This window comes from Herbaspirillum sp. AP02 (genome assembly GCF_015767275.1).
In the GTDB taxonomy this organism is placed as follows: domain Bacteria; phylum Pseudomonadota; class Gammaproteobacteria; order Burkholderiales; family Burkholderiaceae_D; genus Herbaspirillum.
Map to the genome: position 1 here is coordinate 1 of NZ_JADWMY010000015.1, position 23,232 is coordinate 23,232.

Annotated in this window: 27 protein-coding genes; 24 read left to right on the forward strand and 3 right to left on the reverse strand. The window is 58.9% G+C overall.

Going from position 1 to position 23,232, the window contains the following annotated elements; all coding sequences use genetic code 11:
* The first annotated feature begins 546 nt into the window (after positions 1 to 546).
* The 3 genes from I5R65_RS22225 (at position 547) to I5R65_RS22235 (ending at position 4,583) form a co-directional block, all read left to right on the forward strand.
* Entirely contained in the window at positions 547 to 2,262 is a 1,716-nt protein-coding gene (locus tag I5R65_RS22225) for a hypothetical protein (RefSeq protein WP_180671235.1), read from the forward strand.
* Between the two features lie 484 nt (positions 2,263 to 2,746).
* Positions 2,747 to 3,709, forward strand: a complete 963-nt coding sequence (gene xopAX, locus I5R65_RS22230) for a XopAX family type III secretion system effector (protein ID WP_180671234.1) — start codon at positions 2,747 to 2,749, stop codon at positions 3,707 to 3,709.
* Positions 3,710 to 3,896: 187 nt separating this feature from the next.
* On the forward strand, positions 3,897 to 4,583 hold the full coding sequence (locus I5R65_RS22235; protein ID WP_180671233.1) for a hypothetical protein: 687 nt from the start codon (positions 3,897 to 3,899) through the stop codon (positions 4,581 to 4,583).
* 44 nt (positions 4,584 to 4,627) lie between these two features.
* On the opposite strand, the gene I5R65_RS22240 is transcribed toward I5R65_RS22235, so the two are convergent.
* Both I5R65_RS22240 and I5R65_RS22245 read right to left on the reverse strand, forming a co-directional pair.
* On the reverse strand, positions 4,628 to 5,056 hold the full coding sequence (locus tag I5R65_RS22240; protein WP_180671232.1) for a hypothetical protein: 429 nt from the start codon (positions 5,054 to 5,056) through the stop codon (positions 4,628 to 4,630).
* A gap of 38 nt (positions 5,057 to 5,094) precedes the next feature.
* Positions 5,095 to 5,499, reverse strand: coding sequence for a hypothetical protein (locus tag I5R65_RS22245; RefSeq protein WP_180671231.1), 405 nt, complete (start codon positions 5,497 to 5,499; stop codon positions 5,095 to 5,097).
* A gap of 174 nt (positions 5,500 to 5,673) precedes the next feature.
* On the opposite strand from I5R65_RS22245, the gene I5R65_RS22250 reads away from it, so the two are divergent.
* A complete protein-coding gene (locus I5R65_RS22250; RefSeq protein ID WP_180671230.1) occupies positions 5,674 to 6,039 on the forward strand; it encodes a helix-turn-helix domain-containing protein in 366 nt (121 codons plus the stop codon).
* Positions 6,040 to 6,248: 209 nt separating this feature from the next.
* Here the strand turns inward: I5R65_RS22250 and ychF are convergent, their stop codons facing one another.
* Positions 6,249 to 7,343 carry a redox-regulated ATPase YchF gene (gene ychF / locus I5R65_RS22255; protein ID WP_180671229.1) on the reverse strand — a complete coding sequence of 365 codons (1,095 nt, stop codon included), beginning with the start codon at positions 7,341 to 7,343 and terminating at the stop codon, positions 6,249 to 6,251.
* A 423-nt stretch (positions 7,344 to 7,766) separates the two neighbouring features.
* Between ychF and I5R65_RS22260 the strand changes: the two genes are divergently transcribed.
* The 20 genes from I5R65_RS22260 to I5R65_RS22355 all read left to right on the forward strand — a co-directional run bounded on the left by I5R65_RS22260 (position 7,767) and on the right by I5R65_RS22355 (position 23,203).
* Positions 7,767 to 8,570, forward strand: a complete 804-nt coding sequence (locus tag I5R65_RS22260; RefSeq protein ID WP_180671228.1) for an ABC transporter ATP-binding protein — start codon at positions 7,767 to 7,769, stop codon at positions 8,568 to 8,570.
* On the forward strand, positions 8,567 to 9,346 hold the full coding sequence (gene mlaE / locus I5R65_RS22265; protein ID WP_180671227.1) for a lipid asymmetry maintenance ABC transporter permease subunit MlaE: 780 nt from the start codon (positions 8,567 to 8,569) through the stop codon (positions 9,344 to 9,346). The genes I5R65_RS22260 and mlaE overlap by 4 nt, the downstream gene beginning before the upstream one ends.
* Before the next feature lie 60 nt (positions 9,347 to 9,406).
* Positions 9,407 to 9,883 carry an outer membrane lipid asymmetry maintenance protein MlaD gene (mlaD, locus tag I5R65_RS22270; RefSeq protein ID WP_180671226.1) on the forward strand — a complete coding sequence of 159 codons (477 nt, stop codon included), beginning with the start codon at positions 9,407 to 9,409 and terminating at the stop codon, positions 9,881 to 9,883.
* Positions 9,880 to 10,617 carry a VacJ family lipoprotein gene (locus I5R65_RS22275; RefSeq protein ID WP_180671225.1) on the forward strand — a complete coding sequence of 246 codons (738 nt, stop codon included), beginning with the start codon at positions 9,880 to 9,882 and terminating at the stop codon, positions 10,615 to 10,617. Before mlaD ends, I5R65_RS22275 begins: the two co-directional genes overlap by 4 nt.
* A 274-nt stretch (positions 10,618 to 10,891) precedes the next feature.
* The gene (locus I5R65_RS22280) at positions 10,892 to 11,533 is read left to right on the forward strand and encodes a phospholipid-binding protein MlaC (RefSeq protein ID WP_180671224.1); all 642 of its coding nucleotides are present in this window, start codon (positions 10,892 to 10,894) and stop codon (positions 11,531 to 11,533) included.
* A 31-nt stretch (positions 11,534 to 11,564) separates the two neighbouring features.
* A complete protein-coding gene (locus tag I5R65_RS22285; RefSeq protein WP_180671223.1) occupies positions 11,565 to 11,858 on the forward strand; it encodes a lipid asymmetry maintenance protein MlaB in 294 nt (97 codons plus the stop codon).
* 330 nt (positions 11,859 to 12,188) lie between these two features.
* Positions 12,189 to 13,109, forward strand: a complete 921-nt coding sequence (locus I5R65_RS22290; protein WP_180671222.1) for an ABC transporter ATP-binding protein — start codon at positions 12,189 to 12,191, stop codon at positions 13,107 to 13,109.
* Positions 13,106 to 13,870, forward strand: coding sequence for an ABC transporter permease (locus I5R65_RS22295; RefSeq protein WP_006461567.1), 765 nt, complete (start codon positions 13,106 to 13,108; stop codon positions 13,868 to 13,870). Before I5R65_RS22290 ends, I5R65_RS22295 begins: the two co-directional genes overlap by 4 nt.
* 38 nt (positions 13,871 to 13,908) lie before the next feature.
* Positions 13,909 to 14,145, forward strand: a complete 237-nt coding sequence (locus tag I5R65_RS22300; RefSeq protein ID WP_006461568.1) for a BolA family protein — start codon at positions 13,909 to 13,911, stop codon at positions 14,143 to 14,145.
* A gap of 9 nt (positions 14,146 to 14,154) precedes the next feature.
* Positions 14,155 to 15,405, forward strand: a complete 1,251-nt coding sequence (gene murA, locus I5R65_RS22305; RefSeq protein WP_006461569.1) for a UDP-N-acetylglucosamine 1-carboxyvinyltransferase — start codon at positions 14,155 to 14,157, stop codon at positions 15,403 to 15,405.
* 26 nt (positions 15,406 to 15,431) lie between these two features.
* Positions 15,432 to 16,082, forward strand: a complete 651-nt coding sequence (hisG, locus tag I5R65_RS22310) for an ATP phosphoribosyltransferase (RefSeq protein WP_006461570.1) — start codon at positions 15,432 to 15,434, stop codon at positions 16,080 to 16,082.
* A gap of 47 nt (positions 16,083 to 16,129) precedes the next feature.
* A complete protein-coding gene (hisD, locus tag I5R65_RS22315; protein WP_180671221.1) occupies positions 16,130 to 17,446 on the forward strand; it encodes a histidinol dehydrogenase in 1,317 nt (438 codons plus the stop codon).
* A gap of 4 nt (positions 17,447 to 17,450) precedes the next feature.
* Positions 17,451 to 18,275 (forward strand): site-specific DNA-methyltransferase, encoded by an 825-nt coding sequence (locus tag I5R65_RS22320; protein ID WP_180671220.1) that lies wholly within the window; start codon positions 17,451 to 17,453, stop codon positions 18,273 to 18,275.
* Complete coding sequence (gene hisC / locus I5R65_RS22325) at positions 18,256 to 19,362, forward strand: histidinol-phosphate transaminase (RefSeq protein ID WP_180671237.1); 1,107 nt, start codon at positions 18,256 to 18,258, stop codon at positions 19,360 to 19,362. The genes I5R65_RS22320 and hisC overlap by 20 nt, the downstream gene beginning before the upstream one ends.
* Before the next feature lie 66 nt (positions 19,363 to 19,428).
* Positions 19,429 to 20,025 carry an imidazoleglycerol-phosphate dehydratase HisB gene (gene hisB, locus I5R65_RS22330; RefSeq protein WP_006461574.1) on the forward strand — a complete coding sequence of 199 codons (597 nt, stop codon included), beginning with the start codon at positions 19,429 to 19,431 and terminating at the stop codon, positions 20,023 to 20,025.
* Positions 20,026 to 20,093: 68 nt separating this feature from the next.
* Positions 20,094 to 20,732, forward strand: coding sequence for an imidazole glycerol phosphate synthase subunit HisH (hisH, locus tag I5R65_RS22335; protein ID WP_180671219.1), 639 nt, complete (start codon positions 20,094 to 20,096; stop codon positions 20,730 to 20,732).
* Between the two features lie 78 nt (positions 20,733 to 20,810).
* Entirely contained in the window at positions 20,811 to 21,608 is a 798-nt protein-coding gene (gene hisA / locus I5R65_RS22340; RefSeq protein ID WP_180671218.1) for a 1-(5-phosphoribosyl)-5-[(5-phosphoribosylamino)methylideneamino]imidazole-4-carboxamide isomerase, read from the forward strand.
* 1 nt (position 21,609) lies between these two features.
* The gene (gene hisF / locus I5R65_RS22345) at positions 21,610 to 22,374 is read left to right on the forward strand and encodes an imidazole glycerol phosphate synthase subunit HisF (RefSeq protein WP_180671217.1); all 765 of its coding nucleotides are present in this window, start codon (positions 21,610 to 21,612) and stop codon (positions 22,372 to 22,374) included.
* Positions 22,371 to 22,868, forward strand: coding sequence for a phosphoribosyl-AMP cyclohydrolase (gene hisI / locus I5R65_RS22350; protein WP_180671216.1), 498 nt, complete (start codon positions 22,371 to 22,373; stop codon positions 22,866 to 22,868). Before hisF ends, hisI begins: the two co-directional genes overlap by 4 nt.
* On the forward strand, positions 22,865 to 23,203 hold the full coding sequence (locus I5R65_RS22355; protein WP_180671215.1) for a phosphoribosyl-ATP diphosphatase: 339 nt from the start codon (positions 22,865 to 22,867) through the stop codon (positions 23,201 to 23,203). Before hisI ends, I5R65_RS22355 begins: the two co-directional genes overlap by 4 nt.
* The last annotated feature ends 29 nt before the right edge of the window (positions 23,204 to 23,232 follow it).

A 23,232-nucleotide genomic window follows, 5' to 3' on the forward strand; every position in this document is an offset into this window, starting at 1 on the left:
AAGTAGGGCCACGTTTATCACTCCGTTCTCCCGCTCGCTGTCTTGAGCAGGATTGTGGTCTAAACATGGGTCAACTTAGGATGCAAATTTCTGGCTTAAGTGGGTCAGTTTTCGATGCAATTCAACAAACTGTCACCTACTGTCTCCAACAACTACATTGCAGACGGCTATCGAGTCTCTACTCCCCAATGACGAACATGCGCAGAGAATCGTCTGGAAGAAAATTAAGGCGGAACATAAAGGTGATTTTTCCAGATACGTGGCGCACTTGATTGAGAATGGATATGCCATCCCTCCGACTTTGAACATGCTGGCAGCGGAAGTACGGGCGGCGTTCAAATCGAAGGAGCAGACATAGAATCCTGAGATTAATATCTCGTCTTGATGTGGGGACGAAGTTATCTTGGAATCGTGTGCTTTGACAGTTCTGCCAGAGCGCACGCTTGATGTGCAGGGCCTGACCGAACAATGCCCGTGTGCACTCGGAGTATGCACAAACTCCATCAACACCATTTGGATACCTGACACGACTGCCGAAAGCGCAACATGGGCAAGCTCTACGAAACGACGATGCAAGAGTGGTTCGAGACGATGGACTGTATCGCCTCGCATATTGATGCTATCGACTGGGACGAGCTGCTGAAGCCGGTATCCATGCCGGATATGATGAATCACTCAGCTGTCCGGGACGCTAGGCGAGTGTTTTATAGCCTTTACGAGGCTTGCAAATGCTCCGCCAATGACAATATCTCGGAGAAAAAAAACCAGCGCTTCAAGCCCGACGTTTTGCTTTTCAACGCAAGTTCCGGAGCCTATATTGTCGTTGAACTGAAGGCGAGTGCAGCAGCAGCAAGGCAGACACTGACAGAGGTGCTGGGCTACGCTCAAGAGATTCAGAGACAGACCAACAATACACAGGTGTTCATCGTCATCGTTGCTGCGGAATGGAGCTCGCTGCTCGACAACGCAGTTGCAGCACAGTTACGCAATCGTCACTTCCCACTGCTTCCACTGCAATTTTATGAAAATGATGGTTTCCACCTGCGCCTAAGGTTAGAGCCGTTCCTTTCCAGATGGGTGGCGATTGACTCTATCGATCAAGAAGCGTTCTGTTGCGACACGCTAAGCTTCTCATGCCAGCGTAGAGATTTTCGGCTTCGGGACATCGAGAAAGCTGATGATCGCATCGTGGAGGAAGCGCGTAATCTTGTCGTACGTGGCGAACGCACTGGTACCTCTGGTTTCGTCATCGCATGGCGCAACAAACATGCATGGATACTTAGCACGTGCACGCTGAATTCAGCGCGACTTGCGTTACCGGATACCGTAAATCCCGTTCTTCGCCGCCCTGATGCAGACTATATAGATTTGGATGTGGGTGGCGAGTTGCTCGACCAAGTGGACAACCACGGCCTGCCGGATTCGACCGAGTTAAGCGCACAACAAGGATGGCGCAACCAACTTTATTTGATGACGAGTGAAAATGCCTTGTTGTTCCATGTAGGCATGTGGGGGCCGCTACGTGATTCGCTGGTTGCTTTCAGAAAGACATTAACGAAAGAGTCGCCGAAATATACCAACGTCAATTTCTCAGGGCGCCTGCTCACCGATCCCTTCATCTGGATACCCCACCTTGACGAGATGATGGGGCTGTCGGTTGATATGAATATCCCCGGCTTATACCCGTGTTACCGTTTAGGCCTCGCACTCGGCTCTGTTACTGCATACTATCTCGGTAATATCACATCAATAAATCGAACTGAGAATCTCGGCTATCTGTCTGCCATGGCGCGGCTTTTGGATGCCTGGCGCCGCGTTGCGGGCCATGCAGAGAATGCAAGTGAGTTACCAACGCTCCGCTTCGAAGATGATGGGGTAACGCTCCAATTGCATGACATTGACCGGGCAATTTTCTGGGCCAAGCGGCAGTGCGAACAATCCGGGATTTGGCCTGCATTCGCACACTGCCTGGGTTTCACACATGGACTGTCCACTGTAGCAGCGGGAGAGCGCGAGGCCAGAAAGATCTTTGAGGATGTGCTTGAGGACGACGTGAACCTGAAGCTGATCAAAGCAGCACGTGCATCGGTTACGTTTGCCGAAACCGAACAAGGCAAGCTGTTGCTGGACTACCTCCAATATTGCCTCGGCGAACATAACTATTTCAGCTACGATTCTTTAAGCTTTGAGACCTCCTGCGAAGTCATCATCGCGCTGGCCGCGGAGTGGTCGTCATTCTGCGGGGAAATCCACACTATTTGAACCCCCGCCATTTCCCTGTTTGTGAGCAAGGATGATTGTTAGATGAAGGCGACAATCGGCCAAAACGGATGCCGGAAAAGGGAAAGCCTTCCACGCAGGCTTGCGGCAGACACATTAAATGCTGAAGCAAACCTCGAAGGATGAAGCAACGGTTGATAAGCCAAGCAAAGGCGGAACGCCACTTGCTGCGAATCCTTTACCCTTGAGGTAACCGTTTACACGCATGTCGACATGCGGATCACCGGATCAATGCCAGCGTGGCTTTCCATCCGATTTGACGCTGCAAGTACACGAGCCACATGAATAGCTTGACACCACAAGAATCGATAGTCGTCTTGCAAGCTGTGAATTCGAATTGCCATGTGACGTTGATATCCCGTCGTGCGGTCCCAATGGAGCTTGGGCTATTTGGAATCTCATTTCAGATATAAATGGATTGTGGGTAATATTCGGGGGGCGAATACTACTGTCCGGGGAGGGGAAGTTGAGAATTACTCACGACGATTACACGCCACTTAGTCTTTTGGCCGAAGTGCTTTCTTATGCACCAACTTCGCTGGAGGGCACCAAGAGGTTCGCGGAAGAAAGGTTAAGTAACCATGATTATTTGCTACCGGAATTGCGAAGTCGATTTGAAGCAATTCTCAACTCGTTCAGCCGTTTGGGTTCTGATACATGTGAAACGCAAGGACTGGATGACGATGGCGTTGATCTGTTTCTCAAGTTTGATGACGGTGTTAAATCTCGGCGCGTCGGGTTTCAGATCAAGTCCAATCGCGAGGCTGATCGCGATGCAAAAAAAACTGATGTGATTCCTGAGTCCGGGCTCCTTAAAACTTTGAAGCGTCAAGTGTTAGAGGCGCTCATGAGTGCCAAGGTTGATGAGTGGTGGATAATGCCATGCTTTAATTTGAAGCAGCATAAGAAGCGCTTAGGTGCTATTAACTCTTTCTTCAAGCTCAACGCAGGTAAAAATTGGCCCATTGAAGTCATTTCACCAGAAAAAGTACTGGGACTATTGTTGTTGAGCCCAGCCGATGTGGACGCTATTTGTACCAGAATCCTTTGCCGTGACGATGAAGTGTTATTCGCTGCTCGACAAGAGTTGATAGATCTATCGCGTCCGGCACAGAAAATTGTCTATGACACGTTTTTCGGCGCGCTCACTGAAAATGCTCGCCTGGAGCCAGAGTCGATTTTCGACGCAGACGATAAACTACCTGCGGAAGAGTTGCTAGAAGAACTGCAACAGACTGAATATGTTGGTGGGGACGAGTATGGCGGCCTGACCTCATATGTACTGAATCCGATGGCCTTTCCGGCATTGTGCGCTCTGCATTTCGAGGGGCGTGTGCGTCATGAACTGTCGGTTATTGAAGCTGACACCTTCATGTGGCGCTTGCTTGACGATATCTATCCAGGGAAGAAGCCACGGAAGTCTAGGTAGGCTAGTGGTCGCTTGGTCCGAAATTCAGTGCTGAAGTGACGGAGAAAAAAGAAACGCCCGCAACTGTGGGCGTTTCTTTTTATGCGTGCACTACCTACCTCTTGCGACTGAACACTGGAATTGGTTCTGCGGCATCACCTACTCGCGAACCAAATTTCAAAAAGATAAGTAGATAGCGAGCTGAAAAATGAGAAGGAAAAAGATCCCAGGTTTAGATCGGATAAGGGCCGAAAGAGAGGCCGCGAAGCGCCCCGGATTTTTTAAACGCAATTGGCAGTATTTAACATCGGTAACCATTGCTATAGGTTGGATGCTCACAAACAGTACGGCGGTGATGACTAACCTTGACGAACTGCCGGAGAAGACAAGCCAACTCTACAAGAATTTTTTGTCCTGGCACTATGAAGACGAGAGATGGAGTTCTGCGTGGTCGGATGAAGTTGAGGGCCTAATCGGGGATAATCCCCTCACGTACACGATGAGCTATTTGCGACTCGATGCAGCGCGTGGCAATATCAGCGGAGAGATTTCAACAAAAAACCTTTGTGCAGAATTCCCTTTATCTGACTTTGCGATGCTGCAAGGCTCGATAACAATGGGGAAATTCCGTGGCTATGGTTGGGACTTTATTTGGGGTGTAAAGAAGAAGCTATTTGCATTTGAAATGACTCTACTGGATGAGGATTTTATTGAGATAGTTCCGGTTGATGATCCCCACCATTTTTTGCCGAAAAAAATGATCCTCGCTCGGCTCGCGGCTAGCGGAAGCTCTCATGGGCGGAATGCGAAAATTACTCAAGAAAACTACTGCGAAAAAGAGCGAGACGAAGCTGTAAGAAGGCTAAATAGCTACGGCGGAACTCAAGAAGACTAGCTATAAAAGAAGCGCACTCGGCCACTCATTGCGACAGTGAGTATTCATAGGTCAATCGAGCCGAGTAGCTTCAACAGCAATTCATCATCGCTGGCGGAGAGCGATCCCCATACTTTCTTCGTCTGTTCAGAGTATTCAATCCACGCTCGTATCACGTCATCGATTGGGTATTCTTTGCCGGCCAGGAGCAGGACCTTCTGCATCCTGGCTACGTCGCGGGGATATTCAGTTGATATTCGCCCAATCTCCTTTTTAGAAACCCCCGTGATATTTGAGCGCCGCCCCTTGAGTTGAATGCGACGTAACTGATCTTCTGAGACAAGTGCTCGTTGACGAAAGCTAGCGGACTCTCTGAGCAGTTCAGAAATCTGGCGCCAATATGCCCGGCCAAGATCTCCTTCTGCCAGTTCTAGCCTAAACAGCGCCTCTAGTGCTGGAGAAAGATCAATATCGTTAAAGCGATCTGATGTCATGAGCACCTCGCATAATATGTGCTGAAGAGTTGGTCAAATCAGACAAAGCTGGCTTCGACGTCGAATGTCAATTCAGTTGAGAAGTTTGGCTGTCCACTGTGCGCTGGCCATGGTTGTTTGCGATCATCAAAATATACTTTGAATTTGATGCCTGTTTGAGGGCAGGGGTAGGATCCTATTGCATGGACTTTTGAAACATTCATCTCATCACCAGTTCGAGAAATAGCGAAGACGAGTCCTGATACTTCTTTTACGTATCGAACCAGGTGATCAATGTCGGAGAACAGTCGCAAATGAGTTTGTCTATCCTGAATATCAGCACTGGGCATCACTGCAAAGCAAGGTTCGTTGACGTCTAACAGCACTGAGTGCCACGGTACTAAGGGCGCCAATAGCGCAGTTGGAGCACCCTCGATCTTCCATGAGTGGTCGGTGATGAACATGAATGAGTTTTCTGGTCTAGGACCTTCGGAGTTTTAGAGTAGCGATAGAAATGGTACTTATCGAAGCCGCGGATACTAAGATAACCCGACTTTAAAAGTCAATGGGTACGAATTTAAAAGCCCTGTCATATTTGGCGGCGCGAATAGACCATGTGCAAGTTTTCGAGCCTGCACATGACAAAGACAACCTCCAAAAAAAGCCCCTTGCCGCTCGCCAAAGTTTTGGGCGAGAACATTGCGCTGCTTAGGAAGCAGCGCTCTATGACCCAGTCTCAACTTGCTGACGCTGTCGGTGTTGAAATTGAGACACTGTCGAAATATGAGCGGGGAATTTTGAGTCCGAGGATTGGTCAACTCGAAAAGCTTTGCTCAGTACTGGAGGTGGCAGCTTGGACACTATTTGTTTCTGCTCAGGAGCAGTCTGCTTTCCCAGGCTTCATTTTTTCCGAGCAAATCCAGACTCTGTCACCCAAGGATCGTAAGACCTTGCAGGGGCTGGTTGGACTCTATGTCGATGCTCATGGTGCCAAGCGCAAATAGCCAGATTTGATCCATAGCGAATGGATCCAAAAATGAAAAAAGACCAAGGCCCGCTAGATTTCTCTGCGGGCCTTGGTCTTTTTTTGCTTTGAACTATTGTCGTAGGGGGACAATTAAATTAATAGTTGCAATTTAGCATCTTATTTGTATTAGATGAATTGCATTTGCACGTCCATACCCCTCAATGTGAGGGGGGATGTCCATAATGCTTATGTGCGGGTGAACAGGAAATTCATCACATCCCCATCCTTGACCACATACTCCTTGCCTTCCGCCCGCATCTTGCCTGCTTCCTTGGCACCGGTCTCACCCTTGCAGGCAATGAAGTCCTCGAAGGCGATGGTCTGCGCGCGGATGAAGCCGCGCTCGAAGTCGGTGTGGATCACACCAGCCGCCTGCGGCCCGGTGGCGCCGACAGGCACGGTCCAGGCGCGTACTTCCTTCACACCAGCGGTGAAGTAGGTCTGCAGGCCCAGCAGCTTGAAGGCAGCACGGATCAGACGGTCCAGGCCCGGTTCTTCCATGCCCATGTCGGCCAGGAAGTCGACCTTGTCGGCGTCGTCCAGGTCGGCGATCTCGGCTTCGATGGCGGCGCAGATGGCCACGATGGGAGCGTTCTGTTCCTTGGCGTAGCCGGTCAGTTGATCCAGCAGCGGGTTGTCGGTGAAGCCGCTATCGGACACGTTGGCCACATACATGGCCGGCTTGGCGGTGATCAGGCACAGCGGCTTGATCAGCAGCATCTCTTCAGCGTCCAGGCCCAGGGCACGCACCGGCTTGGCTTCGTCCAGCGCCGGCATGATGCGTTCCAGCAGGGCGACCAGCTTGGCGGCGTCCTTGTCGCCGGAACGGGCTTTCTTCTGCTCGCGGTGGATGGCCTTTTCGACCGTGCCCATGTCGGCCAGGGCCAGTTCGGTCTGGATCACGGCGATGTCGTCCAGCGGGCTCACGCGGCCGGCGACGTGGATCACATTGGGGTCTTCGAAGCAGCGCACCACGTTGACGATGGCGTCGGTCTCGCGGATGTGCGAGAGGAACTGGTTGCCCAGGCCTTCACCCTTGGAGGCACCTGCCACCAGGCCGGCGATGTCGACGAATTCAACCGTGGCCGGCAGGATGCGCTCGGGCTTGACGATCTCGGCCAGCGCCTTCAGGCGCGGATCGGGCACTTCCACGACGCCGACGTTGGGCTCGATGGTGCAGAACGGGTAGTTCTCGGCGGCGATGCCAGCCTTGGTCAGCGCGTTGAAAAGGGTGGACTTACCGACGTTGGGCAGACCCACGATGCCGCATTTGAGGCTCATGACAGATTCTTCCGAAAGCAAAACCGACATTGTAGCAAGCCGTGCGCCGCATCCCTATGCTTTGCGTGGCCGTCGTGTTCGCCCCGGCTGATCCACGCGATTGCGCCGTCCGATTTGCTGCCGCAGATGCCACCTTGTAGGGATATGAATCGATACGAATCGTATCGATATTGTTCCTTACATATCTTTTCGTTGTGAATAAGCCACGCAATGAGAAATATCTGAAACGCACAATATTTAACTGACTCATTCGTCATCAAGTTGGTTGTTAGCAATAGTTGTCAACTTCTTCGAATTTGCACGCAACTTGTAAAGAACGGGGCTGTTCCGCGGCGGTGATTTACACGCTGTATTGCCCTCTTGAAAGCGATTTGTAAAATTTGCTCTACAATGTCGGTTTTCCAAAGAATCCGAAGAATCCCTTTGCCTAATATCGTTGAAATCCGCGATCTGCACTTCCGTTATGGCGACCGCCCGATCCTGTCCGGTCTCCATATGGATTTCCCACGCGGAAAGGTGGTGGCGGTCATGGGCGGCTCCGGTTCGGGCAAGACCACCATCCTGCGCCTGATCGGCGGGCAGTTGCAGCCGCAGCAGGGCAGGGTGGAGGTGGATGGCGAAAACGTGCCCGACCTGGCGACCGGACAACTGTATATGTTGCGTCGCAAGATGGGCATGCTGTTCCAGAACGGCGCGCTCTTTACCGACATGACGGTGTTCGACAACGTGGCCTTTCCGCTGCGCGAGCACACCGACCTGGATGAGACCCTCCTCCGCGACCTGGTACTCATGAAGTTGAACGCAGTCGGCTTGCGCAATGCGGCAGCGTTGAAGCCGGCGGAAATCTCCGGTGGCATGGCGCGGCGCGTGGCGCTGGCCCGGGCGATCGCCCTGGACCCGGCGCTGATCATGTATGACGAGCCGTTCGCGGGACTCGATCCGATTTCCATGGGTGTGACCGCCAACCTGATCCGACGTCTGAATGACGCGCTGGGGTCGACGTCCATCCTGGTGTCGCACGACGTCAATGAATCCTTCGGTATCGCCGATTATGTGTATTTCCTGTCCGCCGGCAAGATCGTGGCCCAGGGTACGCCGGAAGAGATGCGTCACTCCACCGATCCCTATGTGAAGCAATTTGTCCACGCCGAGGCCGATGGGCCGGTGCCTTTCCACTATCCCGGCAAGTCGTTGGCCGAGGATCTGGGCCTGGGAGGTGGTGCATGATCGTCGGTCTCGTCAGCGGCCTGGGCCGCAGTATCCGGGAGTTCGTGGTCGGGGTCGGTTTTGCTGCACGCATGTTCGTCAACATGCTGGGCGCTTCGCTGGGCTTGCTGCGTCGTCCGCGTCTCATTACCGACCAGATCCACTTCATCGGCAACTATTCGCTGGTGATCATCGCGGTGTCCGGCTTGTTCGTGGGCTTCGTGCTGGGCCTGCAGGGTTATTACACGCTCAACAAGTACGGTTCCGAACAGGCGCTGGGCCTGCTGGTGGCCCTGTCGCTGACCCGTGAACTGGGTCCGGTGGTGACCGCGCTGCTGTTCGCCGGGCGCGCCGGAACCTCGCTGACCGCCGAGATCGGCCTGATGAAGGCGGGTGAGCAACTGTCGGCCATGGAGATGATGGCCGTGAACCCGCTGCAACGCGTGGTCGCGCCGCGTTTCTGGGCGGGTGTCATCGCCATGCCGGTGCTGGCGGCCATCTTCAGTGCCGTGGGCGTCATGGGCGGTTATGTGGTTGGCGTGCTGCTGATCGGCGTGGATGAAGGTGCCTTCTGGTCGCAGATGCAGGGCGGGGTGGATGTCTGGAACGATATCGCCAATGGTGTGCTGAAAAGCGTGGTCTTCGGCGTGGCGGTGACCTTCGTGGCGCTGTTCCAGGGTTACGAAGCGCAGCCCACGCCGGAAGGCGTGGCTCGCGCCACCACCCGCACCGTCGTGATCGCTTCGCTGATGGTGCTGGGTCTGGATTTCCTGCTGACCGCGCTGATGTTCAGTTGATCGCGGCAAAGAATGTAGAGCGCCCGTACGCGGGCGACGATGAATATAGAGGGTTGAACTATGCAACGTAAATCACTGGATGCCTGGGTTGGAATCTTCGTGCTGCTGGGGGTGGCTGCATTGGTGTTCCTGGCACTCAAGGCCGGCAACATGAGCACCATGTCCTTCGGTCAGAAGACCTATGCCCTCAAGGCCAGCTTCGACAATATCGGCGGCCTGAAGTCGCGTGCGGCCGTCAAGAGCGCCGGCGTGGTGGTGGGCCGCGTGGACTCGATCCGCTTCGATGATCAGACCTTCCGTGCCGTGGTCATGCTGAACATGGACGAGGGCTACAAATTCCCCAAGGACAGCTCAGCCAAGATTCTGACTTCGGGACTGTTGGGTGAACAATACATCGGCATCGAACCGGGCGGCGATACTGCTAACCTGGCTTCGGGCGATACCATTAAGATGACGCAATCCGCAATCGTGCTGGAGAACCTGATCGGTCAGTTCCTCTACAGCAAGGCGGCAGAGGGAAAGGATGATTCAAAATGAACAAGAAAACCTTCAATACCGCCTATGCGAGCCGCCTGGGTGCCATCGCCCTGGCAGCAGCAGCCCTGACCGGTTGCGCCAGCACCAACAACAATCCCAATGATCCGCTGGAAGGCTTCAACCGGACCATGTTCAGCTTCAACGACACGGTCGACAAGGTAGCCCTGAAGCCGGCAGCGCAGGCGTATGACGCCGTGGTGCCCAATCCCGTGCAGCATGGCGTGGGCAACTTCTTCGGCAACATCGGCGACCTGTGGTCGTCGATCAACCAGTTGCTGCAGGGTCGCGTCGAGCAGGGTGTGTCGACCTTCATGCGCGTGGCCATCAACACCACCTTCGGTCTGGGTGGGGTGCTGGATGTGGCGACCGAAGCTCGCCTGCCGCGAGAAAAGTCCGATTTCGGCCAGACCCTGGGCAAGTGGGGCGTAGGCTCGGGTCCTTACGTGGTGCTGCCGTTCTTCGGTCCGTCGACCGTGCGTGATACCGCCGGCCTGCCGGTGGACCTGTATGGCGACCTGTGGACCTACAAGCATCCGGTCCGCTGGCGCAACGTCGGTACGGTGGTGCGCATCGTCGACCGCCGCGCCCAGTTGCTGGATGCGTCGACCCTGCTGGAAGACGCCGCGCTGGACAAGTACGATTTCGTGCGTGATGCCTACCTGCAACGTCGCCAGAGCCAGATCAATGGTGCCGGTGGTGGCAAGGACCGGCCGGAAAACACTATCGAGCCGTAATGGCCTGATCGGCTGGCCGGGCTGACTGGCCCGGCTGCGCCCCGCTGGTTGCGATGCCGATTGCACCGCCGCCAGTGCTGCAGCCCTTGAAAATCCGCTGAACCGCATTATCTGTAACACCCGTAGCCAACTGTGACGGCGCGGGAACCCCGTCATTTTGCGGGTTTCGAAGGGGTTGCCGGCGCTGGTCGCCGGATGCATGTCGATGCGCATGATGCGTACGATGCCCGTGCAGAATCCGGCCCCTTCCGCTGACTCGAATGGAAAAACACTTATGAAGATGCTTGCCAAACTTTTCGCCATTGCCGCCATCGCTGTTCCCGCCCTGTCCTTCTCGGGCAGTGCTTCCGCCCAGGAAGCCCCCGATGCCCTGGTCAAGCGCATCAGTTCGGAGGTGCTGGACACCGCCAAGACCGACAAGGACATCCAGGCCGGCAACAACGGCCGCATCATGCAGCTGGTCGAACAGAAGATCCTGCCGTACGTGGACTTCGAACGCATGACCCAGCTGGCCGCTGGCCGTTACTGGCGCCAGGCCACCCCGGAACAGCAGAAGCAGCTGATCACCCAGTTCCGCAGCCTGCTGGTGTTCACCTACTCCGGCGCACTGTCGCAGGTCCGTGACCAGAAGATCGAATTCAAGCCCCTGCGCGCCGCCCCTGGCGACACCGAGGTGGAAGTGAACTCCCAGGTCATCTCCTCGCGTGGCGGTGAGCCCATCCAGCTGAGCTATCGCCTGGAAAAGAAGGCCGACGGCTGGAAGCTGTATGACGTCAACGTGCTGGGCGCCTGGCTGGTCGAGGCCTACCGCGGCACCTTCTCCAGCGAGATCAGCAAGGGTGGCATCGATGGCCTGATCAAGGCCCTGAGCGACAAGAACCAGCAACTGGCCGCCCGCAGCAACGGCAAGAAGTAATTTTCTTCACCGACCCGAAAGATCCAGCACCATGTTCAAGCCCGGCGCCTCGCTGACCTTCACCAATGCCAGCATTGTCCTGCGCGACGGCCTCTCGGCCATCGCCGCCGGGCAGGGCAGCATCGATGTGAGCGAGGTGACGGTGGTTGATTCTTCGGCCGTGGCCACGTTGCTGGCCTGGCGTCGCGCAGCGGTCGAGCGTGGTGCGGCGTTGGAATTCGGCGTCCTGCCGGCCAATCTGCAGAGCCTGGCCGACCTCTACGGCGTTTCCGCCTTGCTGCAAGGCACGGCGGCTCCTACCTCCGCGACTGATCGACATCACTGATCGGTCCTGCCCTTCCGGCCGGCGCGGATGACCTGCGGCGGCCCGGAAAATCGAATTCCCCTATAATCGAAGGTTTTGCAGGCGCGCTTGCGGCCTCGTGCACCGGATTTTCCTCCCTTGAACGCGGCTTCACTTAAGCCGAGCAAAACCTGAATACCAGCGATCTGCGGATTGACCGCGATGGCATAACGACAACATGGCTGCGCCGCGACCGTACCTCCGAGAGAGTGCGGGGTGAGGGCGGGCCAGGGCGAGGCGGGTGAGGGATTCCTGGTGGATTCCCGCTCCCTCATTTCTTTCTGGCAAATAACGTATCGAATGGGCGAGGCAATGGCCGCTCTCCAAATTACAGACATCAAGAAGCGTTACCAGTCGCTGCAGGCACTGGGTGGCGTTTCGCTGGCAATCGAAGAAGGCGAATTCTTCGGCTTGCTCGGGCCCAACGGTGCCGGCAAGACCACGCTGATCTCCATCATCGCCGGCCTGAACCGGGCCGATTCCGGCTCGGTCACCATCCATGGTCACGACGTCGTCAGCGACTATCGCGCAGCCCGCACGAAGCTGGGCGTGGTGCCGCAGGAATTGGTGTTCGATCCCTTTTTCACGGTGCGCGAGACGCTGCGCATGCAGTCCGGCTACTTTGGCCTGCGCAACAACGACAAGTGGATCGACGAGGTCATGGAAAACCTGGACCTCACCAACAAGGCCGATACCAACATGCGCGCCCTCTCGGGCGGCATGAAGCGTCGCGTGCTGGTGGCGCAGGCGCTGGTGCACAAGCCGCCGGTGATCGTGCTGGATGAACCCACCGCCGGTGTGGATGTGGAGTTGCGCCAGACCCTGTGGCACTTCATCGGCCGCCTCAATCGCGAGGGCCACACCATCGTCTTGACCACGCACTACCTGGAAGAGGCGCAGGCGCTGTGCAACCGCATCGCCATGCTCAAGTTCGGGCAGGTGGTGGCGCTGGACTCGACCGAGGGCCTGATACGCCGCATCTCGGGTTCGCAGATGGTGCTCAAGCTCAAGCGCGGCGCCTTGCCGGACGGCCTCAAGGCGCTGGTGACGCGTCCCGAGGAACTGCTTTCCGGCAATACCGCCAACAAGTACACGCTGCGCGTGAATGACTACCAGGAAGTCGAGCCCATCCTGGCCACGCTGCGCGCCGCCGGCACCGAGATCGACGACCTGCAGTTGCAACAGGCCGATCTGGAAGACGTCTTCATCCAGATCATGGGAGATGAAAAATGATCGGTTTCCGTACCCTTTTCTACAAGGAAATCCTGCGTTTCTGGAAGGTCGCCACCCAGACCATCACCGCGCCGGTGGTCACGGCCTTGCTCTATCTGCTGATCTTCGGCCATGTGCTGCAGGACCGCGTGCAGGTGTATCCGGGCGTGAACTACACCGGCTTCCTGGTGCCGGGCCTGGTGATGATGAGCGTGTTGCAGAATGCCTTCGCCAACAGTTCGTCTTCGCTGATCCAGTCCAAGATCACCGGTAACCTGGTGTTCGTGCTGCTCACGCCACTGTCGCACTGGGAAATGTTCGGCGGCTACGTGCTGGCGGCCGTGGTGCGTGGCCTGATGGTGGGCGCCGGGGTGTTCGTGGTGACCGTGTGGTTCGGCCATCTGGACTTCGTGGCACCGCTGTGGATTTTGGTGTTTGCGTTGCTGGGCGCAGGCATTCTGGGGACCATGGGCCTGATCGCGGGTATCTGGGCCGAGAAGTTCGACCAGCTCGCGGCGTTCCAGAATTTCCTGATCGTGCCGCTGACCTTCCTGGCCGGCGTGTTCTATTCGATACACTCGCTGCCCCCGTTCTGGCAGGCGGTATCGCATTTCAACCCGTTTTTTTATATGATCGATGGCTTTCGCTACGGCTTCTTCGGCCAGTCCGACATTCCCCCCATGACCAGCCTCGGTATCGTCGCCGTGTTCTTCGTGGCGCTGTCCACGCTGGCCGTGCGCATGCTCAAGAGCGGTTACAAGCTGCGCGCCGGTTCGCATTGAGCCCGCCGGCCCCCCCTATTCCTGTGAAGAGCCTCACCATGCTACCCACCCCCGAACTCGTCAAAAGCTATATCGCCGCCGGCCTGGAGTGCCAGCACCTCGAAGTGGAGGGCGATGGCCAGCACTTCACCGCCGTCATCGTCGCCGATGCCTTTACCGGCAAGCGCCTGATCCAGCGTCACCAGCTGGTCTATGCCGCCCTGGGCGACCGCATGCGCGAAGAAATCCACGCGCTGTCGATGAAGACCCTGACCCCCGAAGAATTCCAGAAATAAGGCAATACCATGGACAAGCTCCTGATCCGTGGCGGCAAGCGCCTCTCCGGCGATGTCACCATTTCCGGCGCCAAGAATGCCGCCCTGCCCATCCTGTGCGCCGGCCTGCTGACGGCCGATGACCTGCATCTGACCAATGTGCCGCACCTGCAGGATGTGGTCACCATTACCCAACTGATGAAGCAGATGGGCCTGCGCGTGCGCGAGAACGGCGAGGAGATGGTGCTCAACGGCAACGACATCACCCGTCCCGAAGCACCCTATGAGCTGGTCAAGACCATGCGCGCCTCGATCCTGGTGCTGGGTCCGCTGCTGGCCCGCTTCGGCCAGGCCAAGGTGTCCCTGCCGGGTGGCTGCGCCATCGGTTCGCGTCCGGTGGACCAGCACATCAAGGGCCTGCAGGCCATGGGGGCCGAGATCCATATCGAAGGCGGCTACATCCACGCCAAGGCCAAGCGCCTCAAGGGTGCGCGCATCGTGACCGACATGATCACCGTCACCGGCACCGAGAACCTGCTGATGGCTGCGGTACTGGCCGATGGCGAGACCGTGCTGGAAAACGCCGCGCGCGAACCTGAAGTGGGCGACCTGGCCCAGCTGCTGGTGAAGATGGGTGCCAGGATCGAAGGCATCGGCACCGACCGCCTGGTGATCCAGGGCGTGGACAAGCTGCACGGCGCCTCGCACCAGGTGATCGCCGACCGCATCGAAACCGGTACCTTCCTGTGCGCCGTGGCCGCCACCGGCGGTGACGTGACCCTGCAGCGCACCCGCGCCGGGCTGCTGGACGCGGCGCTGGACAAGCTGCGCGACGCCGGTGCCATCCTCACCTCGGGCGAGGACTGGATCCGTATCCAGATGGCACGTCGGCCCAAGGCAGTGAGTTTCCGCACCACCGAATACCCGGGTTTCCCGACCGACATGCAGGCGCAGTTCATGGCGCTGAACTGCATCGCCGAGGGCACCAGCCATGTCACCGAGACCATCTTCGAGAACCGTTTCATGCACGTGCAGGAATTGAACCGCCTGGGCGCGGCCATCGATGTGGAGGGCAACACCGCCATCGTCACCGGCGTGGAAAAATTCATCGGCGCGCCGGTGATGGCCACCGACCTGCGTGCCTCGGCCTCGCTGGTCATCGCCGGCCTGGCTGCGCAGGGCGAGACGGTGGTCGAACGCATCTACCATCTAGACCGTGGTTACGACCGCATGGAAGCCAAGCTGTCGGCCATCGGGGCGGACATCCAGCGCATCAAATAAGTTTTCGGATTGAAAAGTACAACATCATGACCCAACAACTGACGCTGGCGCTCTCCAAGGGCCGCATCTTCGAAGAGACCCTGCCGCTGCTCAAGGCGGCCGGCATCACCGTGTCCGAGGACCCAGAGTCGTCGCGCAAGCTGATCCTGCCCACCAATGATCCTGACGTGCGGGTGATCATCGTGCGCGCTTCCGACGTGCCGACCTATGTGCAATACGGCGCGGCCGATTTCGGCGTGGCCGGCAAGGACGTGCTGCTGGAACACGGCGGCGAAGGCCTGTACCAGCCGATCGACCTGAACATCGCCAAGTGCCGCCTGTCGGTGGCAGTGCAGGAAGGCTTCGACTATGCCAGTGCGGTGCGCCAGGGGGCGCGTCTGCGGGTGGTGACCAAGTACGTCAAGACCGCACGCGAGCACTTCGCCGCCAAGGGTGTACACGTGGACCTGATCAAGCTGTATGGCTCGATGGAGCTGGGTCCGCTGGTGGGCCTGTCGGACGCCATCGTCGACCTGGTCAGCACCGGTGGTACGCTGCGCGCCAACAAGCTGGTGGAGGTCGAGCACATCATCGATATCTCCTCGCGCCTGGTGGTCAACCAGGCTGCGCTGAAGTTGAAGCGCGAGCGCTTGCAGCCCATCCTCGATGCCTTCGAGAAGGCGTCCAAGGCCAAGTAATACCGTCATTTCAACGACCCAGATTTCCTCGCAGAGCAGGTGAGACCATGAGCATTGCCATCCGAAAACTCGATTCCGCCGATGCCGGCTTCCGTGACAAGCTGTCGGCCGTGCTGGCCTTCGAAGCCAGCGAGGACGAGGCCATCGACCGCGCCGCCGCCGGCATCCTGGCCGACGTGAAGGCGCGTGGCGATGCCGCCGTGCTGGAATACACGCAGCGTTTCGACCGCGTGCAGGCCCCGTCCGTGGCTGCCCTGGAAATCGGCAAGGAAGCGCTGCAGGCGGCACTGGCCGGCCTGCCCGAGGCGCGCCGCCATGCGCTGCAGACCGCCGCCGACCGCGTGCGTGCCTATCACGAGCGCCAGAAGAAGGAATGCGGTTCCGACGGCTTCCTCTATCGCGAAGCCGACGGCACCGAGCTGGGCCAGAAGGTTACGCCGCTGGACCGCGTGGGCATCTACGTGCCGGGTGGCAAGGCGGCCTATCCTTCGTCGGTGTTGATGAATGCGATTCCCGCCAAGGTGGCGGGGGTGCAGGAAGTGATCATGGTCGTGCCCACGCCGGATGGCGTGAAGAACGAGCTGGTACTGGCCGCCGCGGCCATTGCGGGCGTGGATCGCGTCTTCACCATCGGCGGCGCGCAAGCGGTCGGTGCGCTGGCCTACGGCACGGCGACCATCCCGCAGGTGGACAAGATCGTCGGCCCCGGCAACGCCTATGTGGCCGCTGCCAAGCGCCGCGTGTTCGGCGTGGTGGGGATCGACATGATCGCCGGCCCCTCGGAAATCCTGGTCATCTGCGACGGCGCCACCGATCCCGACTGGATCGCCATGGACCTCTTCTCGCAGGCCGAACACGACGAACTGGCACAGTCGATCCTGCTCTGCCCCGATGCGGACTACATCGCCCGGGTGGAAGCCTCGATCAATCGCCTGCTGGACGAGATGCCGCGCAAGGAAGTGATCCGTACCTCGCTGACCGATCGTGGCGCCCTGGTCAAGGTGCGCGACATGCAAGAGGCCTGCGAGATTGCCAACATGATCGCGGCGGAGCACCTGGAAATCTCGGCGCAGGAGCCGCAGCAGTGGGCCGACCTGATCCGTCACGCCGGTGCCATGTTCCTCGGGCGTTTTTCGTCCGAATCGCTGGGCGATTACTGCGCCGGCCCCAACCACGTGCTGCCCACCTCGCGGACCGCGCGCTTCTCCTCGCCGCTGGGGGTGTATGACTTCCAGAAGCGTTCCAGCGTGATCCGCGTGTCGGAAGAGGGCGCGCAGACGCTGGGCAGGATCGCCGCCGAACTGGCCTATGGCGAAGGCTTGCAGGCGCACGCCCGCTCGGCCGAATTGCGGCTGAAGAAGTGACCCCATGACGGCGGCCACCGACTCCTGTGCAGGCGACGGCTGGCTGGACCGCGTGCATTGCGAGGATGCGCTGGACGCCGTGGGTGGACTGGCGCGCATCCCCGATGGCAGCATCGATCTGCTCATCGCCGATCCGCCCTATGGCCTGGGCAAGGACTACGGCAACGATTCCGACAAGCTCGATACGGCGGCCTACCTTGCCTGGACCGAGCAGTGGGTGGATGCCGCACTGCCCAAGCTGAAGGCCAACGGCAGCCTCTACATCTTCCTCACCTGGCGTAATTCGCCGGAGATTTTCGTCATGTTGAAGCAGCGCATGATGATGATCAACGAGATCATCTGGGACCGGCGCGTGCCTTCCATGGGCGGCAGTACCAGGCGCTATTCGTCGGTGCATGACACTATCGGTTTCTTCGCCCGGGCCAAGGACTACTTCTTCGATCTCGATGCGATTCGCATCCCTTACGATGCGCAGACCAAGAAGGCGCGTTCACGCTCCATCTTCGTCGGCGCCAAGTGGCTGGAAATGGGCTACAACCCCAAGGATGTGTGGAGCGTGTCGCGCCTGCATCGCGAGCACCGCGAGCGCGCCGACCATCCCACGCAAAAGCCGCTGGAAGTGGTGGAGCGCATGGTCAAGGCGTCCTGTCCGCCGGGTGGGGTGGTGCTCGATCCCTTCATGGGCAGCGGTACCACGGCGGTAGCGGCGCGACGCTGCGGGCGCCATTTCACCGGTTTCGAACTCAATCCCGATTATTGCGAACTGATCCGCCAGCGCCTGGATGCGCTGGCCCCTGCGAGCCAAGATGATGAATCCCTCCAAGCCTGATAGCGCCGACGCCGTGGTCGCCAATGTGATTCGCCCCGTGGTGCGGGGCTGGCAGTCCTATCACGTGCCCTCGGCCGAGGGCATGGTCAAGCTCGATGCGATGGAAAACCCCTACGTGCTGCCGGCCGCATTGCGCGAGGAACTGGCGCAGCGACTGGCCGCGCTGGAGCTGAACCGTTATCCAGTGCCGTCCTATACGCGCCTGAAGGCCGCCATCTGCGATCGCCTGGGCGTGCCGGCGGGTTACGACGTGCTGCTGGGCAATGGATCGGATGAGCTGATCACCATGCTGTCGGTGGCCTGTGCCATTCCCGGTCGGACCATCGTCGCGCCGGAACCGGGTTTCGTCATGTATGGCGTCTCGGCCAGGATGGCCGGGCTGGACTACGTGGGCGTGCCGCTGCACGCGGATCTGACGCTGGATCTGCCGGCCATGCTGGCGGCCATCGAGGAACACAAGCCGGTGGTGACCTGGCTGGGTTATCCGAACAATCCGACCGGCACGCTCTACGAGATGGCTGACGTGTTGCGCATCGTCGAGGCCGCCGCCCCCTACGGGCTGGTGGTGGTGGATGAGGCCTACCAGCCGTTTGCCGCCTCCACGCTGATGCCGGCATTGCCCCAGCACAACAACCTGGTTGTCATGCGCACCGTTTCCAAGCTGGGCCTGGCGGGTGTGCGGCTGGGCTACCTGTCGGCCGCGCCGGCGCTGTTGCGTGAATTGGACAAGGTCCGCCCGCCCTACAACGTCAACCTGCTCACCGAGGCGGCCGCGCTGTTCGTGCTGGATCACCTGCAGGTACTGGAAGAGCAGGCGGCACGCCTGCGTGAAGCGCGTGGCGCGCTGGCGGCTGAACTGCTGGCGCTGGATGGGGTGCAGGTCTTCCCGTCGGCGGCCAATTTCATCTTGATCCGCGTCCCGGATGCCGATAAAGTCTTCGCCGCTTTACTGGCGCACAAGGTACTTGTGAAAAATGCCGGTAGAATGCATGTACTGCTGCAAAACTGTTTGCGCATTACCGTCAGTTCGGAAGAGGAAAACAGTCTCTTCCTGACGGCCCTGAAAGCGGCACTGCGCGACCTGTAGAGGACGGCGGCGCCAAGGCAATCCCCCAGGCATCACCCAACGATAGAACCCCGTCTAACCCTGACCATGTCTACACCGAGAACCGCAGAAGTCGTCCGCAACACCAACGAGACGCAGATCCGCGTTGCGATCAATCTGGATGGGACCGGCCAGCAGAAGCTGGATACCGGTGTTCCCTTCCTGGACCACATGCTGGACCAGATCGCCCGCCACGGCCTGATCGACCTGGATATCCACGCCAAGGGCGACCTGCACATCGACGCGCACCATACGGTGGAAGACGTGGGCATCACTCTGGGCATGGCCTTCGCCAAGGCCATCGGCGACAAGAAGGGCATCCGCCGCTACGGCCATGCCTATGTGCCGCTGGATGAAGCCCTGTCGCGGGTGGTCATCGATTTCTCCGGCCGTCCCGGCCTGGAATACCATATTCCCTTTACCCGTTCGATGATCGGCTCCTTCGATGTGGACCTGACCAGCGAGTTCTTCCACGGTTTCGTCAACCATGCGCAGGTGACCCTGCACGTGGACAACCTGCGCGGTATCAATGCCCACCACCAGGCCGAGACCGTGTTCAAGGCCTTCGGTCGCGCATTGCGCATGGCCGTCGAACTCGATCCGCGGGCTGCTGGTACGATTCCGTCGACCAAGGGCAGCCTGTAACCTGTCGTCCGCTGGGTATCGCTAAATCATCTGGGTCTACCGGTGCGTGAGCATCGATCATTTTCGCCATGAATAAAATTGTTGTAGTCGATTACGGCATGGGCAACCTGCGCTCGGTGGCGCAGGCGCTGCGCCATGTCGCGCCTGAAGCCGATGTGCGCATCTCCGGCGAGGTCGCCGATATCCGTGCCGCCGACCGCGTGGTCCTGCCGGGCCAGGGCGCCATGCCCGATTGCATGCGCAGCCTGCGCGAATCCGGCGTCCAGGACGCCGTCATCGAGGCTTCCCGCACCAAGCCGCTGTTTGGCGTGTGCGTGGGAGAACAGATGTTGTTCGACTGGAGTGAAGAAGGCGACACCCCCGGCCTGGGGCTTTTGCCCGGCAAGGTGGTGCGTTTCGAGCTGGAAGGCGTGCGCCAGGACGATGGATCGCTGTTCAAGGTCCCGCAGATGGGCTGGAACCATGTCCATCAGACCAGCGCCCATCCGCTGTGGGAGGGCATTGCCGACAACGCCTTCTTCTATTTCGTCCACAGCTACTATGCCGTCCCGGCCGAGACCGCCCATGTGGTCGGTCAGACCCCGTACGGACGTGACTTCGCCTGTGCCGTGGCCCGCGATAATATCTTTGCAACCCAGTTCCACCCGGAAAAAAGTGCCGCAGCGGGTTTGCAGCTGTATCGGAATTTCGTACACTGGAAACCTTGATTTTTGTCTTTCAGGCAAGAACCTCGTAGCTGATCGTCGACAACCCTTCTCTTTTTACTGACTAGTCATCCCCTAGCCATGCTGCTCATACCCGCCATCGACCTGAAAGACGGTCATTGCGTACGCCTCAAACAAGGTGATATGGAACAAGCCACCGTTTTCTCCGAAGATCCGGCGGAAATGGCCCTGCACTGGCTCAGGCAGGGCGCGCGTCGCCTGCACCTGGTCGACCTGAATGGCGCCTTTGCCGGCAAGCCCAAGAACGAGGCGGCGGTCAAGGCCATCCTCAAGGCGGTTGCCAGCTTCGCCGAGGAAAACGACGTCGAGGAAATCCCGGTGCAACTGGGTGGCGGTATCCGCGACCTCGATACCATCGAGCGTTACCTGGACGATGGCCTGTCCTACATCATCATCGGTACCGCCGCGGTGAAGAACCCCGGCTTCCTGCATGACGCCTGCAGCGCCTTCCCCGGCCAGATCATCGTCGGTCTGGATGCCAAGGACGGCAAGGTCGCCACCGATGGCTGGAGCAAGCTGTCCGGCCACGAAGTGGTGGACCTGGCGCAGAAGTTCGAAGGCTATGGCTGCGAGGCCATCGTCTACACCGACATCGGCCGCGACGGCATGATGGGCGGCGTCAACATCGAAGCCACCGTGCGCCTGGCGCAGGCGGTGAGCATCCCCATCATCGCTTCGGGCGGCGTGCACCATGTGGGCGACGTCGAAGCCCTGTGCCGGGTCGAGGATGAGGGCATCGAAGCCGTCATCTGTGGTCGTTCCATCTACGAAGGTACGCTGGACCTGCGCAGCGGCCAGGATCGCGCCGATGAACTGACGCGTGAACTGGAAGCCAACCGCCTCTCCGGCAGCAAATAACATGGCCCTTGCTAAACGCATCATCCCTTGCCTGGACGTGACCGCTGGTCGCGTGGTCAAGGGCGTCAACTTCCTGGAGCTGCGCGATGCCGGCGACCCGGTCGAAATCGCCCGTCGCTATGACGACCAGGGCGCCGACGAGCTGACCTTCCTCGACATCACCGCTTCCTCCGATGGCCGCGACCTGATCCTGGACATCATCGAAGCCGTGGCCTCGCAGGTCTTCATCCCCCTGACGGTGGGGGGCGGCGTGCGCGCCGTCGAAGACGTGCGTCGTCTGCTCAACGCCGGTGCTGACAAGGTCGGCATCAACACCTCGGCCGTGACCAACCCGCAACTGGTGGCCGATGCCGCCAGCAAGTACGGTTCGCAATGCATCGTGGTGGCCATCGACGCCAAGCGCGCCGGTGACGGCAAGTGGGAGGTCTACACCCACGGCGGTCGCAATGCCACCGGCCTGGATGCGGTCGAATGGGCGCGCAAGATGGCGCACCTGGGCGCGGGCGAAATCCTGCTGACCAGCATGGATCGCGACGGCACCAAGAGCGGCTTCGACCTGGACCTCACCCGTGCGGTCTCGGAAGCGGTCAGCATCCCCGTGATCGCCTCCGGCGGCGTGGGTGGCCTGCAGGACCTGGCCGATGGCATTACCAAGGGCAAGGCCGACGCAGTCCTGGCCGCCAGCATTTTCCACTATGGCCAGCACACCGTGCAGGAAGCCAAGCGCTTCATGGCCGATCAGAACATTTCCATGAGGCTGGCATGAGTATCAGCGCCAAATGGCTCAACAAGGTCAAATGGGACGAAGTCGGCCTGGTGCCGGTGATCGCCCAGGAAGTCGGCAGCAATGACGTACTGATGTTCGCCTGGATGAATCGCGAGGCGCTGGCGCGCACCGTCGAGATCGGCCAGGCGGTCTACTGGAGTCGCTCGCGCAAGAAGCTGTGGCACAAGGGTGAGGAATCCGGTCACTTCCAGAAGGTGCATGAGATTCGCCTGGATTGCGACGAAGACGTGGTGCTGCTCAAGGTCGAGCAGGTGGCGGGCATCGCCTGTCACACCGGTCGTCATTCCTGCTTCTTCCAGAAGTTCGAAGGCAGCGCCGACAGTGGCGAATGGCTCACGGTTGAGCCCGTCCTCAAGGACCTGGCCCCCGGTGCTGGTGGTGGTCCTGCTGCCATCGCTGCGGCCCCGGCCAAGCCCAAGCGCGTGCGCAAGAGCATTCCCAAGCCAGTCGACAGCGACAAGACGCCATCATGAGTGAAACCCTGAAGCGCCTGGCCGAAGTCATCGAATCGCGCAAGCTGGCCAATGGTGGCAATCCCGAGAAATCCTACGTCGCCAAGCTGTTCGCCAAGGGCGACGACGCCATCCTCAAGAAGATCGGCGAGGAGGCCACGGAAACCGTGATGGCCGCCAAGGACGCCCGTGTCTCGGGCGACAAGTCCAAGGTGCTCTATGAATGCGCGGACCTGTGGTTCCATTCCATGGTGTTGCTGGCCCAGTTCGACCTGAAGCCCCAGGATGTGCTCAATGAGCTGGCACGGCGCGAAGGCCTCTCCGGCCTGGAAGAAAAGGCTGCCCGCAAGGATTGATTCCCTCTCATACCGTGTTTTCCAGGAGT

Coding starts and splice junctions, on each gene's coding strand:
- I5R65_RS22235 (WP_180671233.1), top strand. CDS start 3,897: ATGAGAAGGAAAAAGATCCCAGGTTTAGATCGGATAAGGGCCGAAAGA.
- hisF (WP_180671217.1), top strand. CDS start 21,610: ATGGCCCTTGCTAAACGCATCATCCCTTGCCTGGACGTGACCGCTGGT.
- I5R65_RS22240 (WP_180671232.1), bottom strand. CDS start 5,056: ATGACATCAGATCGCTTTAACGATATTGATCTTTCTCCAGCACTAGAG.
- I5R65_RS22355 (WP_180671215.1), top strand. CDS start 22,865: ATGAGTGAAACCCTGAAGCGCCTGGCCGAAGTCATCGAATCGCGCAAG.
- I5R65_RS22245 (WP_180671231.1), bottom strand. CDS start 5,499: ATGTTCATCACCGACCACTCATGGAAGATCGAGGGTGCTCCAACTGCG.
- I5R65_RS22250 (WP_180671230.1), top strand. CDS start 5,674: ATGACAAAGACAACCTCCAAAAAAAGCCCCTTGCCGCTCGCCAAAGTT.
- hisC (WP_180671237.1), top strand. CDS start 18,256: ATGAATCCCTCCAAGCCTGATAGCGCCGACGCCGTGGTCGCCAATGTG.
- I5R65_RS22295 (WP_006461567.1), top strand. CDS start 13,106: ATGATCGGTTTCCGTACCCTTTTCTACAAGGAAATCCTGCGTTTCTGG.
- hisD (WP_180671221.1), top strand. CDS start 16,130: ATGAGCATTGCCATCCGAAAACTCGATTCCGCCGATGCCGGCTTCCGT.
- I5R65_RS22225 (WP_180671235.1), top strand. CDS start 547: ATGGGCAAGCTCTACGAAACGACGATGCAAGAGTGGTTCGAGACGATG.
- hisH (WP_180671219.1), top strand. CDS start 20,094: ATGAATAAAATTGTTGTAGTCGATTACGGCATGGGCAACCTGCGCTCG.
- mlaD (WP_180671226.1), top strand. CDS start 9,407: ATGCAACGTAAATCACTGGATGCCTGGGTTGGAATCTTCGTGCTGCTG.
- I5R65_RS22290 (WP_180671222.1), top strand. CDS start 12,189: ATGGCCGCTCTCCAAATTACAGACATCAAGAAGCGTTACCAGTCGCTG.
- hisB (WP_006461574.1), top strand. CDS start 19,429: ATGTCTACACCGAGAACCGCAGAAGTCGTCCGCAACACCAACGAGACG.
- I5R65_RS22285 (WP_180671223.1), top strand. CDS start 11,565: ATGTTCAAGCCCGGCGCCTCGCTGACCTTCACCAATGCCAGCATTGTC.
- I5R65_RS22280 (WP_180671224.1), top strand. CDS start 10,892: ATGAAGATGCTTGCCAAACTTTTCGCCATTGCCGCCATCGCTGTTCCC.
- ychF (WP_180671229.1), bottom strand. CDS start 7,343: ATGAGCCTCAAATGCGGCATCGTGGGTCTGCCCAACGTCGGTAAGTCC.
- hisI (WP_180671216.1), top strand. CDS start 22,371: ATGAGTATCAGCGCCAAATGGCTCAACAAGGTCAAATGGGACGAAGTC.
- I5R65_RS22300 (WP_006461568.1), top strand. CDS start 13,909: ATGCTACCCACCCCCGAACTCGTCAAAAGCTATATCGCCGCCGGCCTG.
- I5R65_RS22320 (WP_180671220.1), top strand. CDS start 17,451: ATGACGGCGGCCACCGACTCCTGTGCAGGCGACGGCTGGCTGGACCGC.
- mlaE (WP_180671227.1), top strand. CDS start 8,567: ATGATCGTCGGTCTCGTCAGCGGCCTGGGCCGCAGTATCCGGGAGTTC.
- hisG (WP_006461570.1), top strand. CDS start 15,432: ATGACCCAACAACTGACGCTGGCGCTCTCCAAGGGCCGCATCTTCGAA.
- I5R65_RS22275 (WP_180671225.1), top strand. CDS start 9,880: ATGAACAAGAAAACCTTCAATACCGCCTATGCGAGCCGCCTGGGTGCC.
- hisA (WP_180671218.1), top strand. CDS start 20,811: ATGCTGCTCATACCCGCCATCGACCTGAAAGACGGTCATTGCGTACGC.
- murA (WP_006461569.1), top strand. CDS start 14,155: ATGGACAAGCTCCTGATCCGTGGCGGCAAGCGCCTCTCCGGCGATGTC.